This window comes from Mesorhizobium sangaii, assembly GCF_014207355.1.
GTDB lineage: Bacteria > Pseudomonadota > Alphaproteobacteria > Rhizobiales > Rhizobiaceae > Mesorhizobium > Mesorhizobium sangaii.
Map to the genome: position 1 here is coordinate 893,893 of NZ_JACHEF010000001.1, position 26,261 is coordinate 920,153.

At 62.1% G+C, this 26,261-nt stretch carries 21 protein-coding genes and 1 tRNA gene; 7 read left to right on the top strand and 15 right to left on the bottom strand.

Annotated elements, in window-relative coordinates:
- Positions 1–132: 132 nt before the first annotated feature.
- The 7 genes from HNQ71_RS04495 to HNQ71_RS04525 form a co-directional block, all read right to left on the bottom strand.
- The gene (locus HNQ71_RS04495) at positions 133–1,467 is read right to left on the bottom strand and encodes a class I SAM-dependent methyltransferase (RefSeq protein WP_184871360.1); all 1,335 of its coding nucleotides are present in this window, start codon (positions 1,465–1,467) and stop codon (positions 133–135) included.
- A 21-nt stretch (positions 1,468–1,488) separates the two neighbouring features.
- Positions 1,489–2,370, bottom strand: coding sequence for a dTDP-4-dehydrorhamnose reductase (rfbD, locus tag HNQ71_RS04500; RefSeq protein ID WP_184871361.1), 882 nt, complete (start codon positions 2,368–2,370; stop codon positions 1,489–1,491).
- Positions 2,367–3,437, bottom strand: a complete 1,071-nt coding sequence (gene rfbB, locus HNQ71_RS04505; RefSeq protein WP_184871362.1) for a dTDP-glucose 4,6-dehydratase — start codon at positions 3,435–3,437, stop codon at positions 2,367–2,369. Before rfbB ends, rfbD begins: the two co-directional genes overlap by 4 nt.
- A 22-nt stretch (positions 3,438–3,459) precedes the next feature.
- Entirely contained in the window at positions 3,460–4,014 is a 555-nt protein-coding gene (gene rfbC / locus HNQ71_RS04510; RefSeq protein ID WP_184871363.1) for a dTDP-4-dehydrorhamnose 3,5-epimerase, read from the bottom strand.
- The gene (gene rfbA / locus HNQ71_RS04515; RefSeq protein ID WP_184871364.1) at positions 4,015–4,896 is read right to left on the bottom strand and encodes a glucose-1-phosphate thymidylyltransferase RfbA; all 882 of its coding nucleotides are present in this window, start codon (positions 4,894–4,896) and stop codon (positions 4,015–4,017) included.
- Between the two features lie 132 nt (positions 4,897–5,028).
- Positions 5,029–6,054 carry an NAD-dependent epimerase gene (locus HNQ71_RS04520; RefSeq protein ID WP_184871365.1) on the bottom strand — a complete coding sequence of 342 codons (1,026 nt, stop codon included), beginning with the start codon at positions 6,052–6,054 and terminating at the stop codon, positions 5,029–5,031.
- Between the two features lie 37 nt (positions 6,055–6,091).
- Positions 6,092–6,682 (bottom strand): biotin transporter BioY, encoded by a 591-nt coding sequence (locus HNQ71_RS04525; RefSeq protein ID WP_184871366.1) that lies wholly within the window; start codon positions 6,680–6,682, stop codon positions 6,092–6,094.
- A gap of 124 nt (positions 6,683–6,806) precedes the next feature.
- On the opposite strand from HNQ71_RS04525, the gene HNQ71_RS04530 reads away from it, so the two are divergent.
- Entirely contained in the window at positions 6,807–7,715 is a 909-nt protein-coding gene (locus HNQ71_RS04530) for an MBL fold metallo-hydrolase (protein ID WP_184871367.1), read from the top strand.
- Between the two features lie 10 nt (positions 7,716–7,725).
- Here the strand turns inward: HNQ71_RS04530 and HNQ71_RS04535 are convergent, their stop codons facing one another.
- Both HNQ71_RS04535 and HNQ71_RS04540 read right to left on the bottom strand, forming a co-directional pair.
- Positions 7,726–8,511 (bottom strand): DUF1499 domain-containing protein, encoded by a 786-nt coding sequence (locus HNQ71_RS04535; protein ID WP_184871368.1) that lies wholly within the window; start codon positions 8,509–8,511, stop codon positions 7,726–7,728.
- A gap of 157 nt (positions 8,512–8,668) precedes the next feature.
- On the bottom strand, positions 8,669–10,297 hold the full coding sequence (locus HNQ71_RS04540; RefSeq protein WP_184871369.1) for a fatty-acid--CoA ligase: 1,629 nt from the start codon (positions 10,295–10,297) through the stop codon (positions 8,669–8,671).
- Positions 10,298–10,487: 190 nt separating this feature from the next.
- Here HNQ71_RS04540 and HNQ71_RS04545 point away from each other — a divergent pair, with 190 nt between their 5' ends.
- Both HNQ71_RS04545 and HNQ71_RS04550 read left to right on the top strand, forming a co-directional pair.
- Entirely contained in the window at positions 10,488–10,844 is a 357-nt protein-coding gene (locus HNQ71_RS04545) for a hypothetical protein (protein ID WP_184871370.1), read from the top strand.
- 156 nt (positions 10,845–11,000) lie between these two features.
- Positions 11,001–11,390, top strand: a complete 390-nt coding sequence (locus tag HNQ71_RS04550; RefSeq protein ID WP_184871371.1) for a DUF427 domain-containing protein — start codon at positions 11,001–11,003, stop codon at positions 11,388–11,390.
- Between the two features lie 65 nt (positions 11,391–11,455).
- Here the strand turns inward: HNQ71_RS04550 and HNQ71_RS04555 are convergent, their stop codons facing one another.
- The 3 genes from HNQ71_RS04555 to ppdK all read right to left on the bottom strand — a co-directional run bounded on the left by HNQ71_RS04555 (position 11,456) and on the right by ppdK (position 16,435).
- Entirely contained in the window at positions 11,456–12,196 is a 741-nt protein-coding gene (locus HNQ71_RS04555) for a polysaccharide deacetylase family protein (RefSeq protein WP_184871372.1), read from the bottom strand.
- 171 nt (positions 12,197–12,367) lie between these two features.
- Positions 12,368–13,471, bottom strand: coding sequence for a glycosyltransferase family 9 protein (locus HNQ71_RS04560; protein WP_184871373.1), 1,104 nt, complete (start codon positions 13,469–13,471; stop codon positions 12,368–12,370).
- A gap of 279 nt (positions 13,472–13,750) precedes the next feature.
- Complete coding sequence (gene ppdK, locus HNQ71_RS04565) at positions 13,751–16,435, bottom strand: pyruvate, phosphate dikinase (RefSeq protein ID WP_184871374.1); 2,685 nt, start codon at positions 16,433–16,435, stop codon at positions 13,751–13,753.
- Between the two features lie 221 nt (positions 16,436–16,656).
- On the opposite strand from ppdK, the gene HNQ71_RS04570 reads away from it, so the two are divergent.
- The 4 genes from HNQ71_RS04570 to HNQ71_RS04585 all read left to right on the top strand — a co-directional run bounded on the left by HNQ71_RS04570 (position 16,657) and on the right by HNQ71_RS04585 (position 20,713).
- A complete protein-coding gene (locus HNQ71_RS04570; RefSeq protein WP_184871375.1) occupies positions 16,657–17,001 on the top strand; it encodes a VOC family protein in 345 nt (114 codons plus the stop codon).
- 127 nt (positions 17,002–17,128) lie between these two features.
- A tRNA-Gln gene (locus HNQ71_RS04575) sits at positions 17,129–17,203 on the top strand.
- A 157-nt stretch (positions 17,204–17,360) separates the two neighbouring features.
- Positions 17,361–18,041 (top strand): Crp/Fnr family transcriptional regulator, encoded by a 681-nt coding sequence (locus tag HNQ71_RS04580; protein WP_343068044.1) that lies wholly within the window; start codon positions 17,361–17,363, stop codon positions 18,039–18,041.
- Between the two features lie 581 nt (positions 18,042–18,622).
- On the top strand, positions 18,623–20,713 hold the full coding sequence (locus HNQ71_RS04585) for an O-antigen ligase family protein (RefSeq protein ID WP_184871377.1): 2,091 nt from the start codon (positions 18,623–18,625) through the stop codon (positions 20,711–20,713).
- Positions 20,714–20,907: 194 nt separating this feature from the next.
- Here the strand turns inward: HNQ71_RS04585 and HNQ71_RS04590 are convergent, their stop codons facing one another.
- The 3 genes from HNQ71_RS04590 to HNQ71_RS04600 form a co-directional block, all read right to left on the bottom strand.
- Positions 20,908–21,483, bottom strand: a complete 576-nt coding sequence (locus tag HNQ71_RS04590; RefSeq protein ID WP_111548202.1) for a shikimate kinase — start codon at positions 21,481–21,483, stop codon at positions 20,908–20,910.
- A gap of 358 nt (positions 21,484–21,841) precedes the next feature.
- Positions 21,842–25,300 (bottom strand): chromosome segregation protein SMC, encoded by a 3,459-nt coding sequence (gene smc, locus HNQ71_RS04595; RefSeq protein WP_184871378.1) that lies wholly within the window; start codon positions 25,298–25,300, stop codon positions 21,842–21,844.
- 117 nt (positions 25,301–25,417) lie between these two features.
- On the bottom strand, positions 25,418–26,161 hold the full coding sequence (locus tag HNQ71_RS04600; protein WP_184871379.1) for a DsbA family protein: 744 nt from the start codon (positions 26,159–26,161) through the stop codon (positions 25,418–25,420).
- Between the last annotated feature and the right edge of the window lie 100 nt (positions 26,162–26,261).

Sequence of the window (26,261 nt, forward strand, 5' to 3'; positions counted from 1 at the left end):
GACTGGAAAGATCAGCCGTCGCATGAATGAGAAAGCATATCCGGTGGCTTGATGTTGCCCCTGTTCTGAAGAAACGGATTCCTGATGGAGAGGCCAATAGCAGAGCTGGCTCTCTCCAATTGAATTTCGCTTTCAACGAAAAACTGCGGCGATCCTCTTCAGCAACCGCGTGATAATCGCAGAGAGCGCTCGCAGGGGGCTGGTTATTCGCCAGCTCGTTGAGTCCTTGAACTCTTGAACGACCCGTTCACTTTGCTCCATTCTTTCCTGAAGCGCTTGCGTACGTGCGATCTCATTGTCGCGCTCGGTCTGCAGCGCACTTGCAGTCGCGTGCGCAGCCGATATCTCTTCAGCTCTCTCGACGAGATCCGCCTCCATCCGTGCGATCTGGGCGTGACCGCTCTGGAGCTGTTCGCGTATCTCGGCTACCTCGTCGGTGAGTTCCTCTATCTGCGCCCCGCGGCTCGTCACCAACGCCCTGTTGGTCGCAATTTCCTCTTCCATCGTCGTCGACGCTAGAGACCATGGATTTCCGGCTTGATCGAACGCTTTGCTTGTCGTGCCGCCAAGAGTAATCATTTCGCTCTCGGCGAGCGCAACCCGGCCTTGCACATTGCGAGTCCCGAGAACATTTTCCGGACTTGGTCGCTTGGTTACAATACAGAGCGAGTTCAAAAACTCGACGGAATGAATGGAGGCCAGCGAGGCCTCCCCGAATACAACTTTATACCTATCGGAGAACGCGGCTAAAGCATCCGCCCGAAAGCGGGGCAGTCCCCAATGCTCATGGTTGACCACATCGAGCAGGCGCTTGAAGAACGACATCGACGAAAGAGGATCATAGAGACCGCCCTCGAATTCCTGCCAGTAGCTGCAATGCAAATCTTCCGCTATGAAAACCCCGCCATCAGAAAGATGAGGGAAATAACGGGCGAAAGAGCGCACTATGTCTGACGATGTATGCGATCCGTCATCGATTATGATGTCGAATGTCGCGGATTTCGCGACAATTTTTCTTTCAATTTCATCAGTATTGGCATCACCGACAACCACAGCGATCTTCTGATCGTCGAAAACCAGACCGCTGCAGGCCGTGTCGATATCGCAGCCGAGAATGAGTTCCGAATTCGGGAAATATCGCGGCCAGATTTCGAGCGAACCACCGTTTTGGACGCCAATTTCCAGGAGACGAACCGGCTTATTCCGATAGCCCTGAAAGACGCGGTCATATGCATCCAGATAGCTGGACCATTTGTCCGACACTTTGCCGCTATGGGCATTGTACAGGTCGTGAAGCGAAGGGGCGCGCGCATTGACCGGGGTGGCATGCGCCTCGGTCCGAACAATCGCCGGCACCTCGCCGACCGCCTCCGGGCCGACCGCGTCTGGGCCGACCGCGTCCGGGCCGACCGGCTGAGAGCCAGCCTCTGCACCGCGCATGTCTTTCGAAGATTGGTCCTTCTTCATGCCTCAGGCCCATCCCGTCTTTCAGACCAGGACACGACGCGCCACCGCTTCAGTCGATAGCCGCCAGTCCGGCGCATTCCATCCAAAGACGGAGGCGAATTTCGCGCTCGATAGCCGGGAGTTGGCGGGGCGTCGCGCCTTGGTCGGGTAGTCCATCGTAGCAATGTCCCGGACTCGCGCCCAAGGGCCACCAGACACTCGGCTTGTGTCCAGGATGTGGCGGGCAAAGCCGCTCCAGTTGGCCTCGCCAGTGCCAGCCAGATGATAGACACCGAACGCAGCGAAGCTCTTGTTGCCATGCAGCGTCGCCGCCGCATGCAGGACGGCGTCGGCGATATCGAGCGCGGAGGTGGGATTTCCCCACTGATCGGCCACCACCGAGATCTCATCCCGGTCGGCGGCAAGCCGCAGCATGGTCTTGACGAAATTCTTGCCGAACGGGCTGTAGACCCATGCCGTGCGCAGGATCAGATGGCGCGGATTGGCGGCTGCCACCGCCTGTTCGCCGGCGAGCTTTGAGGCGCCATAGACGCTGCGCGGTGCGGTTGCGTCGGTTTCGACATAGGCACCAGACGCGCTGCCATCAAAGACATAGTCGGTCGAAAGATGGATGACGGGAACGCCAAGCTGCGCAGCGGCTTCGGCCACCTTGCCAGCGCCGACAGCGTTCACAGCAAATGCCAGATCGGGCTCATCCTCGGCCTGGTCCACGGCGGTGTAGGCAGCAGCCGACACGACGATATCCGGCTTCGCGGCCGCAATGGTGTCGATGACGGTGTCGGGCTTTGCCAGGTCGAGCTCCGGACGGCCAATGGCGATGACTTCCACGCCGGGGTGCCTCTGGCCGGCCTCCAGAAGGCTTGACGCGACCTGGCCTTCGCGCCCGGTGACAACGAGCCTCACGCGGCCCCCTTGCGCGCTTCGCCCAATCTCTCACCGGCATAGCGCTCTTCGCGGATCGGCCCCCACCACCATTTGTTTTCGAGAAACCAGTCCACGGTTCTCGCCAGGCCACTGTCGAAATTCTCCTTCGGCGCCCAGCCAAGCTCGCGACCGATCTTGGAGGCGTCAATGGCATAGCGGCGGTCATGGCCCGGACGATCGGTGACGAAAGAGATCAGATCGCGATAGCTCTTGCCGCCGGCCCGAGGACGCCTGATGTCGAGGAGATCGCAGATCGTCTCGACGACGCCGAGGTTCGTGCGCTCCGAATTGCCGCCGACATTGTAGCTCTCGCCCGGCGTGCCCTTGGTGGCAACCAGCTCCAGCGCACGCGCATGGTCCTCGACGAACAGCCAGTCGCGCACGTTGGCGCCGGCGCCATAGACCGGCAGCGTTTTTTCGTCGAGCGCATTCAGGATGACCAGCGGGATCAGCTTTTCGGGAAAGTGGTAGGGTCCGTAATTGTTCGAACAATTGGAAAGCACGACCGGCAGGCCATAGGTTTCGTGCCAGGCCCGCACCAGATGGTCCGACGCCGCCTTCGAAGCGGAATAGGGCGAAGACGGCGCGTAGGGCGTTTCCTCGACGAACAGACCGCCGTCGAAGGGTAGATCGCCGAACACTTCGTCGGTCGAGACATGATGGAAGCGGAAGCGGCTTTTCCTGTCGTCGGGAAGGCCACGCCAATATTCCAGGGTCGCATTCAGAATCTTGTAGGTGCCGACGATGTTGGTCTCGATGAAGGCGCCGGGTCCGTCGATCGATCGGTCGACATGGCTTTCGGCGGCAAGGTTCATGACGATGTCGATTTCGTCCCGATGCAGAATGTCGAGAACCGCCCTCTCGTCACAGATATCGGCATGGGCGAAGCGGTAATTGTGTGCATTCTCGATCGGCCGCAGCGAGGCCAGATTACCGGCGTAGGTCAGCTTGTCGAGATTGGTCACGCGATAGGCCGGGTTGGCGCACAGATGCCGGCACACCGCCGAGCCGATGAAGCCGGCACCGCCTGTCACTAGGAAATTCATGCTGCTGTCCTCATGCAACCCATCAGGCGAACACTTCGGCGGCGGCCAGCACCGGCGCCTTGAGGTCCTTGTCCGAAAGCTGGAATCCGCCAGCCAATGACGGCCATTCGATGCCGATGGCAGGATCGTCGAAACGGATCGAGCGGTCGTGCTCGGGCGAATAGGTGTCAGTCACCTTGTACAAGACTTCGGTGTCCGGCACGAGCGTCACGAAGCCATGCGCAAAGCCCTTCGGCACCAGAATCTGGTTGCCCTTCTCGGCGGTAATTTCGAGCGCAACCCATTTTCCGAAGGTTGGCGAGCTGCGGCGAATGTCGACCGCCACGTCCAGCAGCGCACCCCGGACGACACGCAGCAGCTTGTCCTGGGCTCGCGGCGCAAGCTGGTAGTGTAGCCCGCGCAGAACGCCTGCCGCGGCGGAATAGGAGTGATTGTCCTGTACAAAACTCAAGCCGATGCCGGCCTGCGAAAAGCGCTCGGCATGATAGGTTTCGACAAAGAAACCACGCGCATCGCCATGTCGTTTCGGAATGATTTCCAGCACGCCGTCGATGCCAAGGGACCTGACCTCCAGCATTTACTCCTCCAACCGCTCGACAACGCGCCGGCGCAGATAGGCGGCATACTCGTTTTTTCCCAGGCGTGTGGCGCGCTGGAGGACATCGTCCGCCGTCAGCCAGCCCTGTTCGAAGGCGATTTCCTCCGGGCAGGCAACCTTTATGCCCTGGCGATGTTCGATCGTGCGCACGAACGACGACGCTTCGTGCAAGCTGTCATGGGTGCCGGTGTCGAGCCAGGCATAACCACGCCCCAATCGATGCACATGCAACTGGCCACGCTCGAGATAGACATTGTTGACCGCCGTGATCTCAAGTTCGCCACGCGCCGAAGGCCGGATCGCCGGGGCAATGTCAACGACATCGTTGTCATAGAAATAGAGGCCGGTGACGGCCCAGTTGGATTTCGGATTCTCTGGCTTTTCCTCGATCGTCAGGGCTGTTCCGGTGACCTTGTCGAAGGAAACGACACCGTAACGCTGGGGATCTTCGACATGATAGGCGAACACGGAAGCCCCCGTCTCGCGCGCTGCCGCTGCACGGCAGAGCTGCGACAGGCCTTCGCCGAAATAGATGTTGTCGCCGAGGATCATCGACACGCTGTCCTTGCCGATGAAATTCCGACCGATGATGAAGGCTTCCGCAAGTCCGTTGGGTTGCGGTTGCTCGGCGTAGGACAAATCAAGCCCGAACTCCGATCCGTCGCCAAGCAACTCGCGGAAAACCGGCAGATCACGCGGCGTTGAAATGATCAGAATCTCGCGGATACCCGCGAGCATCAAAACGCTCAGCGGATAATAGATCATCGGCTTGTCGTATATCGGGAGGATTTGCTTGGAGACTGCCAACGTTAGCGGATAGAGCCGCGTTCCGCTGCCTCCAGCAAGGATAATTCCTTTCAAGAAGTTCTCCTTGACATGCCTAAACCCCTAGCCCCGACATAAACCGCGCTCGTGCTTAGGTTCCACGCAATGGCTTGTCAATCTCGGCGATCGACAAACAGCCGGGCTAATGGCGCGCCAAGCGCGCCTCAGCTAGCTCAGTCCGAAATACGCCTGGTACCAGTTCACGAACCGCCCTACCCCATCGGCAACCGTCGTCATCGGGCGGTAGCCGACCGCCTGCTCCAGCGCCGATGTGTCGGCAAAGGTATCGGGCACGTCCCCGGCCTGCAGCGGCAGCAGTTCGATGATGGCTTTCCTGCCAAGTGCGTTTTCCAGCGCCTCGACATAGGCGGTGAGCTTCACCGGTTTGCTGTTGCCGATGTTGAAGATGCGCCAGGGGGCGCTGCTGGTGGCCGGATCCGGACGGCTGGAGTCCCAGGCGTCGTTGCGGATAGCCGGGCTATCGCTGGCCCGGACGACGCCTTCGGCGATGTCATCGACATAGGTGAAGTCGCGCGTGTGGTTGCCGTTGTTGAACAGCTTGATCGGCTCGCCGGCAAGAATGCTTCTGGTGAACAGGAAAAGCGCCATGTCCGGACGCCCCCAGGGACCATACACCGTAAAGAAGCGAAGCCCGGTCGTCGGCAGCCCGAACAAATGGCTGTAGCTATGCGCCATCAGCTCATTGGCGCGCTTGGTCGCGGCGTAGAACTGCAGCGGATGATCGGCCGGCCGATGCTCGGAAAACGGCATGTCGGTGTTGGCGCCATAGACACTCGAGGTGCTGGCATAAGTCAAATGCGCAACGGCGCTGCTGCGGCAGGCCTCGAGCATATTGGTGTAGGCGATGATGTTGCTTTCGACATAGGCATGCGGGTTTTCCAGGCTGTAGCGAACCCCGGCCTGGGCGGCGAGATGGATCACCCGGTCGAATGTGTGGTCGGCAAAGCAGCCATCGACCACGCCTTTGTCGGCGAGATTGCCGCGGATGAAATGATAGCCCGAATTGCTCTTGCGGCTGGCTTCCTCCAGCAGCCGCAGCCTCGCCTCCTTGATCTGCGGATCATAGTAGCTGTTGACGCTGTCGATGCCGACAACCTCGTCGCCGCGCTCCAGCAGGCGCTTCGATACGTGATAGCCGATAAAGCCGGCGGCGCCGGTGACCAGGACCTTCATCAGAAGCGCCCGTCCAGTCCTCGATCGCTCCCGGGGTTCAGGAGCGCTTCAGCAGCGACCACACGGCCGGCACCAGGCTTGCCGCCAGGGCAACCTTGATCAAATCGCCGACGATGAACGGCACGACGCCGAACTGCCACGACTTTTCGGGACCGATCAGCAGCGCCAGCCAGGCAAAGCCCATGGCCATCATGACGACTTCGGCAACCAGCATCGCGCTAAAAAGCTTGACCGGGTGGCGGTCCCAGCCCCGATCGGCGGCCCAGCCGACAATCGCCGCCATGGCCACGAAGCCCAAGAGATAGCCGCCTGTCGAGCCGAGCATGTAAGCAATGCCGATACCCTTTTCCGGGGTGCTCTGGAAGACCGGAAAGCCCATCGCGCCCTCTGCCATGTAGAGCAGCAAGGTGGCGACGCCGAGACGCATGCCGAAGGCGGCGGCGATCAGCAGCACGGCCAGCGTCTGCATCGAAATATCGACCGGGCCGAGCATCACCTTGGTCTTGGCCGACAGGGTCAGCAGCAGCGTTCCGGCGATCGCCAGGAAAAGCTGCGTTGCCAGCCGCGCCGCGCCCTCTTGCGGCAAAGCCAGAGACACAAGCGGACGCATCGTTGTTGCAATTGCCATCGTATTTCCCCAATCCGATTGCCGCTATCTCATGTTCGCGGCCTCGCGTTCTCCTATATTGGCTTGTGTGTTATGCGGCAATCGGTTTTGCCGTCCTCTCGAACAAGGCACCGATGCACCTGCCATGGCTCTCAAATTCGAAACCGGCTTCGATCCCGCCTATGGCAAGGCGGTGAGCGTCGCGCCTGATATCCAGCGCATCACGGCCCGCAATCCAAGCCCCTTCACCTTTCACGGCACCAACAGCTACATCGTTGGCCGCGATACGCTGGCGGTGATCGATCCTGGGCCGGACGACGAGGCGCATCTGCAAACCCTGCTCGATGTGATCGCAGGTCGGCCGGTCAGCCATATCTTCGTCAGCCACACGCACCGCGACCATTCCCCGCTGGCGGCCCGGCTGAAAGAGCGCACCGGCGCCGACGTGCTGGCAGAAGGACCGCATCGCCCCGCAAGACCCCTGCATATCGGCGAGACCAATGCGCTCGACGCCAGTGCCGACATTGCTTTCGTTCCCGATATCGCATTGCCCGACGACAGCGTGGTCGACGGCGACGGCTGGTCGATCAGGACGGTTCTGACCCCGGGCCACACCGCCAATCACGCGACATTCGCGCTGGAAGGAACCGGGATCCTGTTTTCGGCCGATCATGTCATGGCATGGGCGACGTCCATCGTCGCGCCGCCGGATGGGGCGATGGCCGACTATATGGCCTCGCTGGACCGGCTGATCGAACGCGGGGACCGCCTGTTGCTGCCGGGGCATGGCGGGCCGGTGCCCGCACCGCGCGGTTTCATGCGCGGGTTGAAGACGCATCGCAAGATGCGCGAGCGCGCCATCCTGGAGCGGGTCAGAGCCGGCGATAGGACGATCGTGGACATGGTCAAGGCGATCTATCGCGATACCGACCCGCGGCTGCATGGCGCTGCCGGATTGTCGGTGCTTGCCCATCTTGAGGACCTGGTGGAGCGCGGTCTGGTCGTGACAGACGCAGCACCGGCCATCGACGGCAATTTCACGCCGGCCAGCTAGGCCGCCAATCTCATTCGGCCGGAGCAGCACCCACCTGGCCGGCGACTTCCTGGTCGAGTTCGGCGAGAAAGTCGACAATACGAGCGGCATTGTCGCCGAGGTCGTAGCGGCCGTAGCGAGAGGCCGACCGCATGTCGACGATGATCGAGTCCCCGTCGTCGGTCACGCGGATCGCGACGTCGGCGGGAAGACCGACGACAAAGCCCTTGGCCACCGCGGTAATCGTCACCTCGGTTTGCCCTCTGAGGTCTGGATAGGGTTCGGAAAGGTCCCAATCACGCCGGTCGAGCACGGTCTCGACGGCATCCACGACGGTGTCGAACGGTAGATCGTAGCTGCGTGCGCTGACCAGCGGATAGCTCTCGGTCTGCAGCCGCTGTTCGCCAGGCGTGGCTGGGGAGAGCACATTCATGTCTTTGGTCCGGTCGCTCACGTCGAGCGCGGGTGGATTGTCGAAATCCGTCGAGATATCCCTCAGCGGCGGATAGATCGTCGCCCAGTAGGCGGCAACGCCATATGGCGCGAGCACCAGCAGCGCCAGCAAGGCGCCGACTGTCAGGTCACGACCACCAAGGTCGCCGAAGTTCCACAGCCGCGAAAAGGCAAATCCTGCAAACAACAGCGCCAGGGCCGCCAGCAGCGCCACGATCCCCATCACCCACAGGAAGACAGGCGTTTCGACGAGGTCGAAGCGATGGCCGACGAAAGCGGTCAGCAGCAGCACCGCCGAAAAGGCGGCCGTGCGTCGCGACCATCCGGCCGCCTTCGAGGTCTGCCGTTCAGGAATACTTGCCATCGATTGCCGCACCACCCCAACCCGAACGGAGACTTGGAGCGGTTCGGCGTTTCACGGAAACGACAAATCGCTCTATCTCTTTGTTTTGACGCAATTCCCAGAATTGCTCTAGAACCTTTTGCCGACGGCTTGAAGCCGAAAGACGCAACATTCCCCGTCAATCCGTCGGCAAGCGATAGTCCCGGAATTGCTGACGCAAGGTGATTTTCTGGATCTTGCCGGTGGCGGTGTGCGGTATTTCGCCGACGAAGGCGACATCGTCCGGCATCCACCATTTGGCGACCTTGCCATCCATGAAGTCGAGAATGTCCGCCTTGGTCGGTTCCTTGCCTGGCTTGCGAACGACGACCAGCAACGGCCGCTCGCCCCACTTCGAATGATGGACGCCGATGGCTGCTGCCTCGGCGACATCGGGATGGCCGACAGCCAGGTTCTCGAGATCGATGGTCGAAATCCATTCACCGCCGGACTTGATGACGTCCTTGGCGCGATCGGTGATCTGCATGTAGCCGCCGGCGTCGATGTGGGCGACGTCGCCGGTGTCGAACCAGCCGTCCTCGTCGAACTGCTCCGAGCCAACACCGCCATAGTAGGCGCGGGCAACGGCCGGTCCACGCACCTTCAAGCGGCCAAATGTCTTGCCATCCCAAGGCTGCGCGTTGTCGTCGTCGTCGGTCACCTTCATTTCGACGCCGAAGGGCGGGTAGCCCTGTTTCTGCTGGACGTCGAGCCGGGCTTCACCCTGGAGACCGGCATAGTTCGGCTTCAGGGTGCACAGCGTGCCGAGCGGCGACATTTCGGTCATGCCCCAGGCGTGGATGACCTGGACGTCGTAGTTCTGCTGAAACTTGGTCATGATCGCGCGCGGGCAGGACGAGCCGCCAATGACGACCTTGTTCAGATAGGGAAGCTTCTTGCCGGTCTCCTCCAGATACTGCAGCAGCATCATCCAGACGGTCGGCACGGCGGCGCTGAAGGTCACCTTCTCGGTGTCGAGCAATTCATAGATCGAGGCGCCGTCCATCTTGCAGCCGGGCATGACCAGCTTGGCGCCGATCATCGGCCCGCTCTGGCCGAGACCCCAGGCATTGGCGTGGAACATCGGCACGACCGGCAAGATCGTATCGCGTGCCGACAGCCCCATGGCGTCGGGCATGGCGGCGATCATGGCGTGCAGCACGTTCGAGCGGTGGCTGTAGACGACGCCCTTCGGATCGCCCGTGGTCCCCGACGTGTAGCACATGCCGGCGGCCGTGCCTTCGTCGAAGGTCTTCCAGGCGAAGTCGCCATCCACCTCATCAAGCCATTCTTCATAGGCAACCACATTCGGCAACGTCGTCTGCGGCATGTGCGCCTTGTCGGTCAGCACGATCACCTGTTTCAGCGACTTGACGGCGCCGGCGATCTTCTCGAGCAGCGGCACGAAGGTCAGGTCGACGAAAACAGCCTTGTCCTCGGCATTGTTCATGATCCAGACGATCTGCTCGGGAAACAGGCGTGGATTGAGCGTATGGTAGATAGCGCCGATGCCCATGATGCCGTACCAGGCCTCGATGTGGCGCGCCGTGTTCCACGCGAGTGTGGCGATGCGGTCGCCCAGGCGATAGCCGTCGCGTTCCAGCCGCTGGGCGACCTTCAGGGCGCGGCGATGGATGTCCGCGTAGCTGGTGCGCACGATCGGCCCCTCGATCGAGCGCGACACGATCTCGCGCACGCCATGCTGCCGCTCGGCATTGTCGATCAGCTTATGGCAAAGCAGCGGCCATTCCTGCATCAGTCCCAGCATTCGTTCCTCCCCTGCGCTTTGCGTTGTGCTTTTCGTGCCATTGTGGAGCGAACCGGCGGATTGTCCAGCCACCAGCACCGGCAAGCGCAGCATTGATCGGCATGATGGAGAAGACCGCCACAATCCGGCCATCGTCGGCGTTAAGCTTCGTTAACGGGCAGGGGGCGATTGGCGACTGAAAGAGGTTCGCATGGACGCGCAGCTCGACGACAAGGCCCTTGAGAATTCGCTTGCCGAAAGTCTGGCCGATCTGGGGCCTGATACAAAGACTGTTTCCGAAGACGAATTTGTTGAAGTTGTCGGCGGCGCGCTCGAAGCGGTCGGCGGTACGCTGCTGTTCAAGATGTGCGTCCAGAACGAAGGCGAAGGCCAGCACGTAGCGGCCGCATCCATCGGCGACGGTGGCAACCGTCAGTTCCTGCTGCTCACCTTGCCAACTGGTGGTGGCCCCCTGAAGGTCGAGACCACCTCGAGAAGCAGCAACCCGGTGGCCGGTATCGCAGCCGCCTATGCCGGGCTGATGGATGCGTTCAAGACCGCTGCCTGACTATCAGACAAGGCCATCTTCGAAACCGTGATCGGGCTACACCCGGCCTGGGCTAATGGTTTGCGCGTTGCGTGGCGACAGCAGGCCTTGCGGAAGGCGCTTGCGCGACACACCTTAAAGCCGAGGCACCTTAAGGCTGAGGCAAGGAGAACCCGCATGGACCAGATCGTCAACCCGGCACCCGGTTTCCAACGCAATCCCGACAAGGTCATCACCATCGAGCCCTATGTCGGCACGGTTACGGTGCGTGTCGGAGACACGGTCATAGCTTCATCAGCGAAGGCCAAGGTGCTGACCGAGCCCCCCTACCCCGCGGCCTTCTACATTCCGTTCGCCGACATCGATTTCGGCAAGCTCAGCAGCACGGAACACTCGACCCACTGTCCCTACAAGGGCGATGCCAGCTATTGGAGCGTGCTGCCTGCGGGCGAGACCGGCCAGAACGCGATGTGGGCTTACGAGCAGCCTTTCGATGAAATGGCCGAAATCCGCGACCACGGCGCATTCTACGCCAGCAAGGTCAGCATCGAAGCCAAACCGGCCTGAGCATTTCGACCCGCCTCTGAGGTATATCGAGAGTCAGGTCGGACCCGGCATCACCTGAATATCACCTAGTCCGTGGTGCCGTGATTGCCGAAGCCGTCGGCATCGTCGAGCCGCACGAAGGTCAGGCCCTTGGCCTTGAGCGCCAGCAGCCCCTGCACCACGCCTTCGCCGGCCGCATGGGTCGGCTGGTTGATGTGCGAGATAATGACGTCTCCGTCCTTGGCGGCCGCGATGCGCCGTGCGGTTTCCTTGGCGCCGAGCAATGAACCACCGTCGCCGTTTATCGAGAATCCCGCGATCTTGAAGCCAAGCTTGCGAATCATGGCGATTGCCGACGGGCTATATTCGGCGGTCGCGCCACGAAACCATTTCGGCGCCGGCTCGCCTGTCTTGGCAAGGGCGGCGGCACCCGACTGGACCTCGGCCAACACGGCGTCAGGGCTGCCGGCACTACGGATGCCGTAGATCTTCTGCGGCGTGTCGACCGCCGGGATATGATGGCCGCCGTGATTTTCCAGCTCGAACAGGTCGGGATGCGCCCGCATGATCTCGACCGCGGCAGCGTTTCGCTTCAGCCAGATGCCGGTCACGAAGATGGTGGCGGGTATTTTGTTTTCGACCAGCGCCGAAAGGATCCTGTTGTCGGTCTGTCCACCGCAGGCATCGAGCGTGAGCGCAACGCGGCCGGCTCCGCTCGCTTCCGGCCTGATGTGCAATGTCGGCTCGACCAGCGGTGCGGCATGGCCGCTGGACACCACGGCCAACGACATGGCGATCACGCAGAGATTTTTTTGCAGCAGGCGCATCAAACCGAATTCCCGACCGGTGCTTTCAACCAGCCATCCCAAGACCCGCATGAAGGCGAAAATCGGGATGGTGCATAGCCGAAAAGCGCCCGGCGCGACAATTTGACTGTCCGTGTTGCGAACGGCTTGTTCCGCGACCAGCGATAGCCGTCGTCCGCGCGGCGCATGAACTCAGATGGCGCGTTCGAGCTTCACGTCCGTGCGCAAAAGGAGTTCCCGCACCGCATCGACGACAGGTTGGACCTCCAGCCGCCAGACGCAGTAGGCCCGGGCGAAATCTGGCCGGCCGCATCGGTCGCTGGCCACGCAGTCGCAAGGCATCGGCGGTTGAAGCGCGATATTGGGCACGCCAACGGGGCCCCACTGCGACGGCGGCGTCAAGCCGAACAGCCCGACAACCGGGATTCCGGCTGCAGCCGCCATGTGCATCGGGCCACTCTCATTGCCGAGAAACAGCCGGGCCTGTTTCAGCACCGCCAGCAACGTCTCGAGCGACAGCGCGCCAACGAGATTGACGACGGGCGACGCCGTCCTGGCGACGATACGTTCGGCAATCCCTCGCTCGTCGGGGCCGCCCACCAGAACGACGCCCAAACCGGTTTCGCCGGCAATCTCGCCAATTGCCTCGGCAAACCGCTCCGGCTGCCAACGTCGCCCTTCAAAGCTTGCGCCCGCGTGAACGGCGATGAAAGCGTTTGGATGAAGATGATGCTTCCCCAGCAGCGCCAACGCATTTGACGTCTCGGGCGGCAGCGGTTGAAGGTTTGGAACCGTCACATGGAGAGCGACGCCAAGCGCCTGGAGCGGCGAAAGATAGCGGTAGACGAAATGTTCACCACCAAAGCCAAATGGCTTGGCAAACACATTGGCGGGCTGCCGCTCCAGCAGACGCAATGGCCTCTCGGTGGGATTGTAGCCGACACGGGTCTTTGCATTGACCAGCCCGGTGAGCATGCGCGACGTCTTTGAATCGGCCAGGTCGATCGTCAGATCGAAGTGGAAGCGGCGCAGCGCCCGAACGACGCCGTAGAGCTCTTTGCCGCGCTGTATGGGGGTGCCGCGCAGGTGGGCACGCCTGAACGTGACCACCTCGGAGGCAATGTTATGGGCGACCACGAAGCTCGCGAAGCGCGCCTCGCACAGAAACACCAGCCTGGCATCGGGGAATTCGAGCCGCAGGTTTTCTGAAAGCACCGAGGCGAGAACGAGATCTCCAATGAACTTCGTTTGAATGACCAGGATCGAGCGAATCGGCGCGGGTGCAGTCTGCAACATCTGTTTCCCAGGAATGTCCGCAAAATGGGCGCGAACAATGTCGAAATTACGCAATGACTACGCAATGCCGTCAGCACGTTCGTGTGAATTGCCTTACAAAACAGTAAGTTCGACCAGGATGGATCCGATCCGCGGCCGGCCTTAGAGCAACTCACCGTTCACGGAAACGGCGAACCTCTAACTCTTTGCTTTGACGCAATTCCCGAAGCAAAACCGTATCACACTTTTCCTGGAGTTGCTCTAGCTCTTTGCTTTGACGCAATCCAGATCGAAACTGCTTCACACTTTTCCTGGAATTGCTTTCGCAACGAACACCGCCGCCTGTGCGGCCGCTAACCTGGCAATCGGCACGCGATAGGGCGAGCAGGACACGTAGTCGAGGCCGACCTCTTCGCAAAACCGGATCGAGGCCGGATCGCCGCCATGTTCGCCACAGATGCCGAGCTTGATGTCGGGCCGTGTCGCCCTGCCCTTTTCGGCGGCCATGCGCACCAGTTCGCCGACGCCGTCGATGTCGAGCGAGACGAACGGATCCTGATCGATGATGCCCTTCTGGCGGTAGGTCTCCAGGAACGAGGCCGCATCGTCGCGCGAGATACCGAATGTGGTCTGGGTCAGGTCATTGGTGCCGAAGGAGAAGAACTCGGCCGATTCCGCAATGACATGGGCGCGGATCGCAGCGCGCGGCAGTTCGATCATCGTGCCCGTGAGATAGTCGATCTTGACGCCGGTTTCCTCAATGACGCTTTTGGCGACGGCATCGATGCGCGCCTTGACGTAGTCGAGTTCCTTCACCAGGCCGACCAGCGGCACCATGATTTCGGGTACTACGAGTGCGCCGGCCTTCTTGCCTGCCTCGACGGCGGCCTCGAAAATGGCGCGCGCCTGCATCTCGGCGATCTCGGGGTACGAAACCGCAAGCCGGCAGCCGCGATGGCCGAGCATCGGGTTGAATTCATGCAGCGCGTCGGTGCGCTGGCGGAGCTTGTCGGGCGAAACCTTCATGGCGGCGGCAACCTCGGCCACCTCCTCCTCGGTCTTCGGCAGGAATTCGTGCAACGGCGGATCGAGCAGGCGTATCGTCACCGGCAGGCCGGCCATGATCTCGAACAGTTCGAGGAAATCCGAGCGCTGCATCGGCAGCAGCTTGGCGAGTGCCGTGCGCCGGTCCTTCTCGGTGTCGGCCAGGATCATCTCGCGCATGGCAACGATGCGGTCGCCATCGAAGAACATATGCTCGGTGCGGCAAAGCCCGATGCCTTCGGCGCCGAAGGAGCGCGCCATGCGCGCATCGAGTGGCGTTTCGGCATTGGTGCGCACCTTCATGCGGCGCACCGCGTCCGCCCACTCCATGATGGCGGCGAAATCGCCGGACAGTTCAGGCTGCAGCATCGGCACGGCACCCTTCAGGACCTGGCCATTGCCGCCGTCGATGGTGACGATGTCGCCCTTGCGGAAGGTCGCCCCCATCGCCATCAGCGTGCCGGCCTTGTAGTCGACGCGCAGCGAGCCTGCGCCAGACACACAGGGTTTGCCCATGCCGCGCGCGACGACCGCGGCGTGGCTGGTCATGCCGCCGCGCGTGGTCAGGATGCCTTCGGACGCATGCATGCCGTGAATGTCTTCAGGACTGGTCTCGATGCGCACAAGGATCGCCTTGCGGCCTTGCGTCTTCAGCTCCTCGGCGTCAGCAGAGGAGAAGACGATCTCGCCGGTGGCAGCACCGGGGGAGGCCGGCAGCCCGACGCCGATGACGTCGCGCGCTGCCTTGGGATCAATGGTCGGGTGCAGCAGCTGGTCGAGCGAGGCTGGATCGATGCGGGCGACCGCCTCCTCCTTCGTAATCAGCTTGTCCCTTGCCATTTCGACGGCGATCTTCAACGCCGCCTTGGCGGTGCGCTTGCCGGAGCGCGTCTGCAGCATCCACAATTTGCCGCGCTCGATGGTGAATTCGAGGTCCTGCATGTCGCGGTAGTGCTTCTCCAGACGGTCGGAGATGGTGACGAAAGACTGGAACGCGTCCGGCATCAGCTTCTGCAAGGACGGCTTGTCCGATCCGGCGGCAATGCGCGCCGCCTCGGTGATGTTCTGCGGCGTGCGGATACCGGCAACGACGTCCTCGCCCTGCGCGTTGACCAGGAACTCGCCATAGAGCATCTTTTCGCCGGTCGACGGATTGCGGGTGAAGGCAACGCCAGTGGCCGAGGTTTCGCCCATATTGCCGAACACCATGGCCTGGACATTGACAGCCGTACCCCAGCTTTCGGGGATGTCGTGCAGGCGGCGGTAGGTGATGGCGCGGTTATTCATCCAGCTCGAAAACACGGCGCCGATGGCGCCCCAGAGCTGCTCATGGGGATCCTGCGGAAACGGCTTGCCGAGTTCTTCCTCGACCTTGGCCTTGTAAAGCGCGATGACGCCTTGCCATTCGACAGCCGTCAGTTCGGTGTCGAGCTCATAGCCGAGCCCGCCCTTCTGGTCCTCCAGGATTTCCTCGAACACCTCATGGTCGAGGCCCATCACGACATCGGAATACATCTGGATGAAGCGGCGGTAGCTGTCATAGGCAAAGCGCGCATCGCCCGAATCGGCCGCCAGCGCCTCGACCGTCTCGTCGTTCAGCCCGAGATTGAGCACGGTATCCATCATGCCGGGCATCGAGGCGCGGGCACCCGAACGCACCGATACCAGCAGCAGTTTCGACGGATCGCCGAACCGGCGGCCGGTCAGCCGTCCGATGTGATCGAGTGCGACCGCGACATCGGCTTCCAATCCTGCGGGATAGGTCCGGCCATTGGCGTAGTAAGCGTTGCAGACCTCGGTGGTGATGGTGAAGCCCGGCGGCACCGGCAGGCCCAGACTGCACATCTCGGCCAGATTGGCGCCTTTGCCACCCAGCAGATTCCTGTCGCCGGCACGGCCTTCCGCCGCACCATCGCCAAAGGTGAAAACCCATTTGGTCATGCTTGCTCTCCGGTTGCAGGAGATTGGAAAGATTGGCGAAACGCAAAGTTCCGCCGAGTCCGACTGTGGAGCGATATGATGCTGCAGTGCGAAAGGCAAGGCGTCGGCAAAGTTGTCCGGCCGCTACAATCGATTAAGCAAAGCTCTGTCCAAGGATGCGGCAAAAAGACTTGCCATCCGGGGACTTTTGCGATAGAACATAACGGGAACAAAGGTGCTGCATGAAATTACCCGGAAAACTCGACTATCTGGAAATGCCGGCGACCGGCGGAACGCTGGACCGGCTCAAGGCCTTCTACAGCGCTGCCTTCGCCTGGTCGTTCACCGACTATGGACCGACCTACTCAGCCTTTGCCGAGGGGCTGGACGGGGGCTTCCAGGCCGACGCGGCGGAAGCGCCCGCCAAGCCGTTGCCCGTGCTCTACAGCAGGGATCTGGAAGCGACCCTCGACGCCGTCGAAAGTGCCGGCGGCACCATCGTCAAGCCGATCTTCCCGTTCCCCGGCGGCCGGCGCTTCCACTTTGTCGATCCGGCCGGAAACGAGATGGCGGTGTGGGCCGAATAGCCATCGCATGTCATCTGGCAGCTCTGCGTTGCCTGCCCATTTTGGGCGTTCTCATCGTCGCTCATAAGGATTGTGCTTTTCGGCGGCTCTGCTAAGAACGCGCCGCACAAGCGACTCTGACGGCAATTGGGGCGTCGCCAAGTGGTAAGGCATCGGTTTTTGGTACCGACATTCCCAGGTTCGAATCCTGGCGCCCCAGCCATACTTTTCCGGTCCATCCTGGAACATCACCCATCTCTCGGGAGGGCAGCAGCTTGTGACATGACAATCGCCGAAGCGGGCTGCCGTCATCAATCTAGGTGATTTTCCTGACGCGCGGCCTGCGCTAAAATATGACCTCACCGAACTCGAGACCCGTCGTGGCCAGGACCAAGAAGCGCCCATTCAACGTGAACGTCTTCCTCAATACCGTGGACGGCGGAAGGACTGTCGCGACATATCGCAAGAATGAAACTGTCTATTCGCAGGGCGACCCGGCGGATTCCGTCTTCTACATCCAGAAGGGCAAGGTCAAAGTCTGCATCGTATCGGAGCAGGGCAAGGAAGCGATCGTCGCTCTCCACCAGAGCGGGGACTTCTTCGGCGAAGGCTGCTTGTCAGGCCAGCCGCTACGGCTGGCTACAGTTTCTGCGATGATGGACTGCATTATTATGCGGCTTGATAAAGCATCAATCACGCGGGTACTGCGGGAGGAGCCGAAGTTCTCAGAGATGTTCATGTCCTATTTGCTGGCGAGGAACGCCCGCGTCGAAGAGGACCTGGTCGACCAGCTTTTCAATTCAAGCGAGAAGCGTCTGGCGAGATTGCTCCTTCTGATGGCAAACTTTGGCAGGGAGGGGAGCCCTCAGCCTGTCATACCGAAGATAAGCCAAGAGACGCTCGCGGAGATGGTCGGCACCACCAGGTCACGCGTCAGCACGTTCATGAACAAGTTCCGCAAGCTCGGGTTCATCCATTATAATGGAGATTTGGAGGTTCATAACTCCCTCCTGAACGTGGTCCTGCACGACAATCCTCATCTCAGAGGCAGGGACCGTTGAGGACTGTTCTGTGTGGAACAGCCAAGTCACTTGCGCCATGTTAGATTTTCGTGGCGGTCCACCCTCCGGACCGGACCTACAACCTTAGACCATCTCGGCGAGGCAACGGCATGACTGCCGGCGTACCCACCCGGTCGTGCGCGTCAGAAAGGTGGCTTGGCGTTGTTGGTGACGTCGGCGCGTCCGTTCCGCACCCCCCCGCAAGCGGACGCGCCGGCCCCCATTGCACTGGGGCTAATCGTTGTGGACAAGCCAATCGCAGAAGCGCCGAGCGCTGAGAGATGCCGATTTGGCGTCCGATCGTGATCTTCGGCTTTTTGATCGTGGCGTTGGCCGCAATCACCTGCTTCATGGTCATGCACAGAGGGCTTGTGCATCGTCCGCCACTCGGCACTGCCTTTCGGCGACCATGGTGCGTGGCGGTCATGTGATGGCTCACGCGAACTCGGACGATCTCTTCAGCCTGGCCGTCCGAAAGCATGCACATAGCCTCAACAGTATAGCCTTGAACATCTCCCTCTTTTCCATACAAGGTCATCGAAGATTCCACCAAGACGGGTGGCGGTCAAAACGGAACTTCAATGAACCTTCCCATCTTCGCCATCAACCTCGATCGCGAGACCGGTCGCTGGAGCGAATTGCTCGCCAGCGCCGCAGCGGCCGGCCTGACCTTGCAGCGCGTTGCGGCCATCGACGGCCGCGCGCTTGCCAAGGAGGACTGGACGGAGATCGATCTTCCAACCGCGCGCAAGTTGAGCGGGCGCGACATTCTGCCCGGCGAATATGCCTGTTACCGCAGCCATATCCAGGCGCTGGAAACGTTCCTGGCCGGTGGCAGCGCTTATGGCCTTATTGTCGAGGACGACATCCTCTTCAGCGAAGACACAACACGGCGCATCGAGGCCATCATCGCCGCAGTGCCGAATTTCGACGTCATCAAGCTGACCAACCACCGCATCAGCCTGTTCCTGCGTGCGGTCGAGACGACGGAGGGCGACGAGATCGGTCGCGCGCTGCATGGCCCGCAAGGCTCAGCCGCCGCCTATCTGGTGACGCGGGAGGGCGCGCAGGGGCTATTGTCGGCGCTCGCAGTGATGAAAATGCCGTGGGACGTCGCAATCGAACGATTTTGGGATACCGGCCTGAAAGTCTATTCGGTCCGCAAGAACGTGCTTGGCTTCGCCAGGAGCAGCGCGACCTCCGGCATAGCCGGCCCCTCGGGCAGCTACAAATTCGCGCGGCTTCCCTGGCCGGGTCGGTGGGTCGCCGCGGTGTCGCGGACCAAGGACGAGTTGAGCCGGCTGCATCACGTCCTGCTGCGGCCACCCTTGCCGCGCGAAATCCCGGACTACGCCAGAGACGACGCGCCGCGCTACAGCGTGCTTCTGGTCCTTGCGACATTCGCCATTCTCGCCATGCTCTCCGCGGTCTGGCGCGAAGCTGACACCTACCGCTTCGCGGGGATGGCGCTCGCCGCTGTCGCAGCCATCCGCTGGTTCAGGCGGGACCTGTGGACCTACAGCAAGCCGCTGATCGGATGGGTCGGCGGTCTCTGCCTGGGTTGGTCGCTCTATGTCTTCATCCGGCTGGCGATGGTGTATTTCGGCACCCATCAGTTGGGTGCCGCCGAAGGCATCTACCTGTTTCCGCTGTTTTATGCGACGACCGGCTTCGCCCTTTTGCTGTTCGTCAGGCGGCCTGGGCAGCTCGTCCTCTGGTTCATGATCCTCAGTCTTGTCTTCCTGGCGGCGGACACCGGCTATTCGGACATCCTTCACGGAACCAGACCGGAGCCGTGGCTTTTCAACAATCCCATTCACGCGTCGGTGGCGGCTGGTTTCATCTTCCTTTGCACGCTGCAGTTCATGGCATACACGGCCCAACGAACGGACCTGAACAAGGTAACCCGGAGCCTGCATTGGGCGCTGTCGACAGCCGTCCTGCTGTTTGCCTTCGCCAACATCGTTGCGCTGCGGTCAAAGGGCGTCTGGCTCGCGCTCGCGCTCGTCCTGCTCCTGCTGGCGGTCATGACGCTGGCGAGAGGCCATCGCCGCGAGCTGATGATCGGAGGCGGCGTGCTGGCAATCGTGGCAGCTGGCGTTGTCGCCATGCACAACATCTTCTGGTCCACCGCCGGCGACACCATGATCTTCGTCAAGAACCTGGTTTCGGATGCTTTGAGCCATGGCATCCTGCCGGCCTTCGACCGCGCCATCGCCAGCAATACGGTTCCGGTCGCGGCCAGGGAACGGCTGATGCTGTGGGCCGATGCGCTCGAGGTCTGGAAACGCCACCCGATCTTCGGAGCCAGTTCCAGCTGGCTCACCGAATGGCAGAACAGAACCTATCATCCCATGATCTTCAACGTCTTCCACAACGGCTATCTGGAGATAGCCGTGCGCTACGGTGTGGTCGGGCTGGCGTTCTTCGGCTTTCTCTACGCCTGGTCGTCCAGGCAGGTCCTGCTGGCCACGCGTGCCAAGCTTGTCGCTCCGGCCGCATGGTCCTGCTACATCTCAACGCTGGTCTTCTTCGCCCTCACCGTCCTCAGCAATTCGAACAACCGGCTGGCGATCGGCGAGGCTTTCATGTGGCTCGCTGCCGCATTCGGGTTCTATTGTTTTTATCTTCGCCAGCAGAAGAACCTTATCGAGCCGAGAACCTATTTTTAATGCATGCCGCCCAAAAGTGGCCCCGGCTTTGGGGCAATGACATGCATAAAAACAAGGACTTAAAGCGCGTCGCCTGAATCTGTTTCAACGCCACGCGCTTTAGCCAGCATTCGCCCTGAAGGACGAGCCAGGTACAGGACGCATGTCGGCTCTGCCTTTATAACTTGTGATGTCCCGGTTCGATATGCAAGCGATTAACTCACCGGCGGCGCTTGGCTGTCGAGTATGCGGGCAATCTGCTCACAGGTCTCATCGACACTGTAGCCATCGGTGTAGAACGTTGCCGTCGCCAGTGACGCGTTTGACGGGTGCTCCAGGAACGGCCGGTTTAATGCGACAAAATCCGCCCTTTCGTCTTCCGGTACCTCAGCCCTAGCGCATAAGATGTCCAGCGAGCGCTCGATATCTGGCGAGGGCAGCAGATAAACGACATGTGAAGCGCGCTTGACCGCGGTCTGGACGCGCGCCAGAAGCACGTCGTCCTCATAGACCGAGTGACCTGCGCCGAAGTCGATGATCGTATCCGGATAGTCGAGAAGCACCTGCTCCACCGCATACGCCTCGAACGGTTTCCAGTAGTCGAAACGTGCACGCCAGCCCATTGCCTTGACACGCCGCCACTCTTCCCGCCGGTCATAGCCGATCTGGTAATAGTATCCCCAACGTACGAGATCGAGCGGGATGTTGCGCAGTGACAAACGGTCGGAGAGACGCTCCGCAATCGTGGACTTACCAGAGCAGATCGGCCCTATCAGCACCAAACGTGTCATTCTAAACCGGCATCCACCCGATGATCGGCTTGTTGCTGTGAAATTGTCACCATGTGCGTGCATTGGCAAGCCAGACCGTCGCCACCTCGTCGCCACCGGGGCCGCCTTGCGACGACGTGGGTGGCTACGGTGCTTTCCATGCCAGGGATGTCGATTTCGTCTTCACAAGGCGTACCTGTCTCGTGGTTTCCGCTGGTAGGCATGACAACCGGGCGGCTCACGCCGGCGCTGGATCAGGGCGCGGCCGCAGTTCGGCGATCAGTCGCAGGATCTCGGCGAACAGCATCCTCGGCACGGCAGTAATTACCCGCTCATCCGGCGAATGCGGGCTTAGATCGCCGGCGCGTCGCGCGGCGGCTCAGCTCGCTTCGCGCATCGCCTCGGCGGCCTGCAGGTCGACCGAGACGAGCTGGCTTACACCCTGCTCGGCCATCGTGACGCCGAACAGCCGGTTCATGCGCGCCATGGTGATCGGGTTGTGGGTGATGATGACGAAACGCGTCTCGGTGGTTGCGGCCATCTCGTCCATCAGATTGCAAAAACGCTCGACATTGTGATCGTCGAGCGGTGCGTCGACTTCGTCGAGCACGCAGATCGGTGCCGGATTGGTCAAGAACACGGCAAAGATCAGCGACATCGCCGTCAACGCCTGCTCGCCACCGGACAGCAGCGTCATGGTCTGCGGCTTCTTGCCGGGCGGGCGGGCCAGGATTTCAAGCCCGGCCTCGAGCGGATCGTCGGATTCGATCAGCTGCAACTCCGCCGTGCCGCCGCCGAACAGATGCGAGAACAGCCGCTGGAAATGGCTGTTGACCACATCGAAGGCGGCAAGCAAGCGCTCGCGGCCTTCGCGGTTCAGGCTCTGGATTGCTTGCCTGAGCTTGCGGATCGCCTCGATGATGTCCTCGCGCTCGGAGACGATCGTCTCCAGCCGGTCGGAAAGCTCTTTCTGTTCCTCCTCGGCGCGCAGATTGACCGCGCCAAGCCGTTCGCGCTCGATCTTCAGCCGGTCGAGCTGGCGCTCGATCTCGGCCATTTCCGGCATCGGGCTGTCGGCCTCCAGACCGGTGTGGCGGATGACCAGATGCGGCGGCGTGTTCAGCGTTTCCTGGATGCGCGCCTCAACCTCCAGCCGGCGTTCGTCGGCCGCGGTCAGCCGCTCTTCGGCGCGGACGCGGGTCTCGCGCGCCTCGGCCAGCGACTGGATCGCGCCGGTGGCCGCCTTGTCCATTTCGGATTGCCGGTTTTCCGCTTCCTGCAGACGGTCGGCGGCGGCCTTGCGCAAGGTCTCGGCCTCCGTCAGTTGTGACAGCAAGGCGCGCCGTTTGGCGTCGATCTCATCGGGCGCATCGGCCAGCCGCTCGCGTTCGGCCTCAGCCTCGGCCTTGCGTTCGCCAAGCGATGCGATCTGCGTCGAGGCGTTTTCGGCCCGCTCCAGCCAGTTGCTGCGCTCGGCGCCAATGGCATCGAGCCGGCGCGCGCGCGCCTCGGCTTCGCGGCGCAGCCCCTCATGCACGGCACGCGCATCGGCAAGCGTGGCACGATCGCGGGCGACATTGGCCGCGGACTGTTCGAGCTGCAATTGCAAATCGCCGAGATCGGGCGCGTCCTGCAGCAGCATTTCGGCTTCGGCGAAGGCCGCCGAGGTCTCCTCATGGCTGTCGACGATGCGGGCGCGCGCCTCATCCAGGGCCGCGCGCCGGCTTGCCAGTTCGCCGCCGGCCTTTTCGGCCTCGGCCAGCGCGTTGCGGGCGGCGTCCAGCCGATGCTGGGTGTCACGCCCGGCCTGGCGCGCATTGCGCTCGGCCTCGCTCGCTAGGCGAAGCGCCTGTTCGGCCTGGGCCAGCGCCTCCTCGGCCTGGCGCAAGACGACCGTCGCATGCACCGCTTCGGCATCGAGTTCGGCCAGCCGGTTCTTCTGCGCCAGCCGTTGCGCGGCGGCGGTCGGCGCGTCGGCACTGGCGGTAAAGCCGTCCCAGCGCCAAAGCGCGCCCTCACGGCTGACCAGCCGCTGGCCGGGGGCAAGAAGCGCCTGCAGCCGGCGGCCATCGCCTGATACAACGATGCCGATCTGCGCCAGCCGGCGGGCAAGCTGTGCCGGCGCGTGAACGACGCTGGCAAGGCTCCTGACGCCTTCAGGCAGAGCCGCATCGCCGGGCTGGATCTCGCTTTCGCCCCAATGCACCGGTGCGCTGCGGTCGAGCGGCACGTCGAGGTCTTCGCCAAGCGCAGCACCCAGCGCCGTCTCGAAGCCACGCTCGACGTTGATCTGCTCCAGCACGGCCGGGAAGAGGTCGCCGCTGGCGGCATTCAGGATCTTGGCCAGCGTGCGCGCTTCCGTCTCGATGCGTGCCAGCTCGGCCCTGGCATCCTGCAGCGGCGGCCGGGCGGCGCTTTCGGTGGCGCGGGTATCGATGACCGACTGCTCGGCCTGCGCTACGGCAGCCTCGGCCTCCTCCAGCAGCGCCATCGCCTGTTCGACCAGCATGCGCTTCTCGGCCGGATCGGGCAGGCCGGCCACCTTGGAGAGTATGTCAGACAGTTCGCGGTCGACATCGGCAAGCTGACGGCCGAAACGGTCGCGGCGCTCCGCGGTGTCGCGCAGCGTCCGTTCGATCTGGTTGCGCGAGGCGGCAGCCTCAGCCCGCTCGGCGGTCAGCGCGGCGAGTCTGGCTTCGCTTGCCGCAAGTGTCGATGCTGCCTGTTCGAAAGCCGCACGGGTGCTGGCTTCGCGCTCGGCGGCACCCGCATTTTCGGAATTGAGCGCGGCTTCTTCGGTGCGAAGTCGCTCAAGAATATCCGCATTGTCGCGGACCATGCGCTCCTCACGCGCAATGTCGCCGTCGAGCTGCTGCAGCCGGCGCTCGAGTTCGCCCTGGCGGGCGCGGATGCGGCCGGCTTCCTCCTCGATCTGCGACCTGGCGATCGACAGGCGCTGGAAGGCGGCGGCAGCGGCGGCTTCCGCATCGCGCAGCTCCGGCAAGCGGTGGGCGCCAATGCCTTGCTCCCTTGCGGCGGCCATCTGGGCGGCGGCGCGGTCACCAACCAGCGCGGTGGCAACAGCCAGCGCCGAGCGCGCCTCGCCTTCCTGTGTCTTGGCCAGTGTCCAGCGCAGGTGCAGCAGCGTCGCTTCGGCCTTACGGATATCGGCCGACAGGTTCTTGAAGCGCGATGCCTGGCGCGCCTGGCGCTTCAGGCTTTCGATCTGGCTTTCCAGCTCGCCCACGACATCGTCCAGGCGCTCCAGGTTCTGCTCGGCCGCCTTCAGCCGCAACTCGGCCTCGTGGCGACGGGTGTGCAGGCCGGAAATGCCGGCAGCCTCTTCCAGCAAGGCGCGGCGCGCCTGCGGCTTGGCCTGGATCAGTTCGCCGATGCGGCCCTGCCCGACCATCGACGGCGAACGCGCGCCGGTCGACTGGTCGGCGAACAGGAGCTGCACATCCTTGGCGCGCGCTTCCTTGCCGTTGATGCGATAGAGCGAGCCCGCCTCGCGCTCAATCCGGCGCGACACCTGCAACTCGTCGGCATCGTTGAAGGCGGCGGGCGCCGAGCGGTCGCTGTTGTCGAGGAAAAGCGTGACTTCGGCGGTGTTGCGTGCCGGGCGCGTGCCCGAGCCGGAAAAGATGACGTCGTCCATGCCGGACGCGCGCATGTTCTTGTAGGAGCTTTCGCCCATCACCCAGCGCAGCGCCTCGACCAGGTTCGACTTACCGCAGCCATTCGGCCCGACAATGCCCGTCAGGCCGCGTTCGATGACGAACTCGCCGGGCTCGACGAAGGACTTGAAACCAAGGAGGCGAAGGCGCGAAAACTTCATTCGCGCCGCCCACTAAGCGGATTCAGCAAAAGTGTGCCGCGGTTTTGCGGGGAGAATCCACGGCAAGGCAGATGGACGGCCGGCGCCAAGCGCGGCCGCTTCGATGCTGCCTGAGCGTCAAAGCAGAGGGTCGATGATGGCCGACATTTCCGCAATCGACATCGCCCCCTTGTAGGTCTTACCGTTGATGAAGAAGGTCGGTGTCGAGTCGACCTTGAATTCATTGGCGCCGCGCTTCTGGACCGATCTCACATCGTCCAGAAGTTTCTGGTCCGTCAAGCAGGCCTCGAAGGACTCCTGTGTAAAACCAGCGAGCTTGGAGATTTGCAGCAGCGCATCCTTGGTATTGGGCACTCCAACCCAGTTCGCCTGCTGCCTGAACAGCACATCCACCATCGGGAAATAGTTATCCTTGGCGCAGCGCGCCAGCATGAATCCGGCTTCAGCGCTCGGATCGAACGGGAATTCGCGCAGGATGTAGCGGGCCTTGCCTGTGTCGATGTATTTGGTCTTCAGGTCCGGAAAGGTGGTCTCGGCGAAATGAGCGCAGTGCGGGCAGGTCATCGAGGCGTATTCGACGATGGTGACCTTGGCGTCGTCCTTGCCAAGCTGCTTGTCGGGCAGCGCACCCGGCTTCAGCAGTTCGGCCATATCCACGGTGCCCTGGGCTTCCGGTGCAGTAGCAGCGGCCGGCGTGGCCGGCTTCGCAGGCGCGGCCGGGTCCGCGGGCTTTACGTCCGCCGCCTTGGCTTGCTCGCCAGAGTCGCTGCAGGCGGCGAGCAGGGCGACCGCCGGAATGGCGGCCAGCGAAGTCAGGACGTTTCTGCGAGACAAGCTTTGGCCAAACGGGGGACGGTTCATACGAATCACCTGACAAGAGTTGGATTTTGCAATGCAAAGGCACGAAAAGGCGAGAGTTGGCGCGAATTAAGGCATCTCCATCCCCAATCCAATCGCCAAA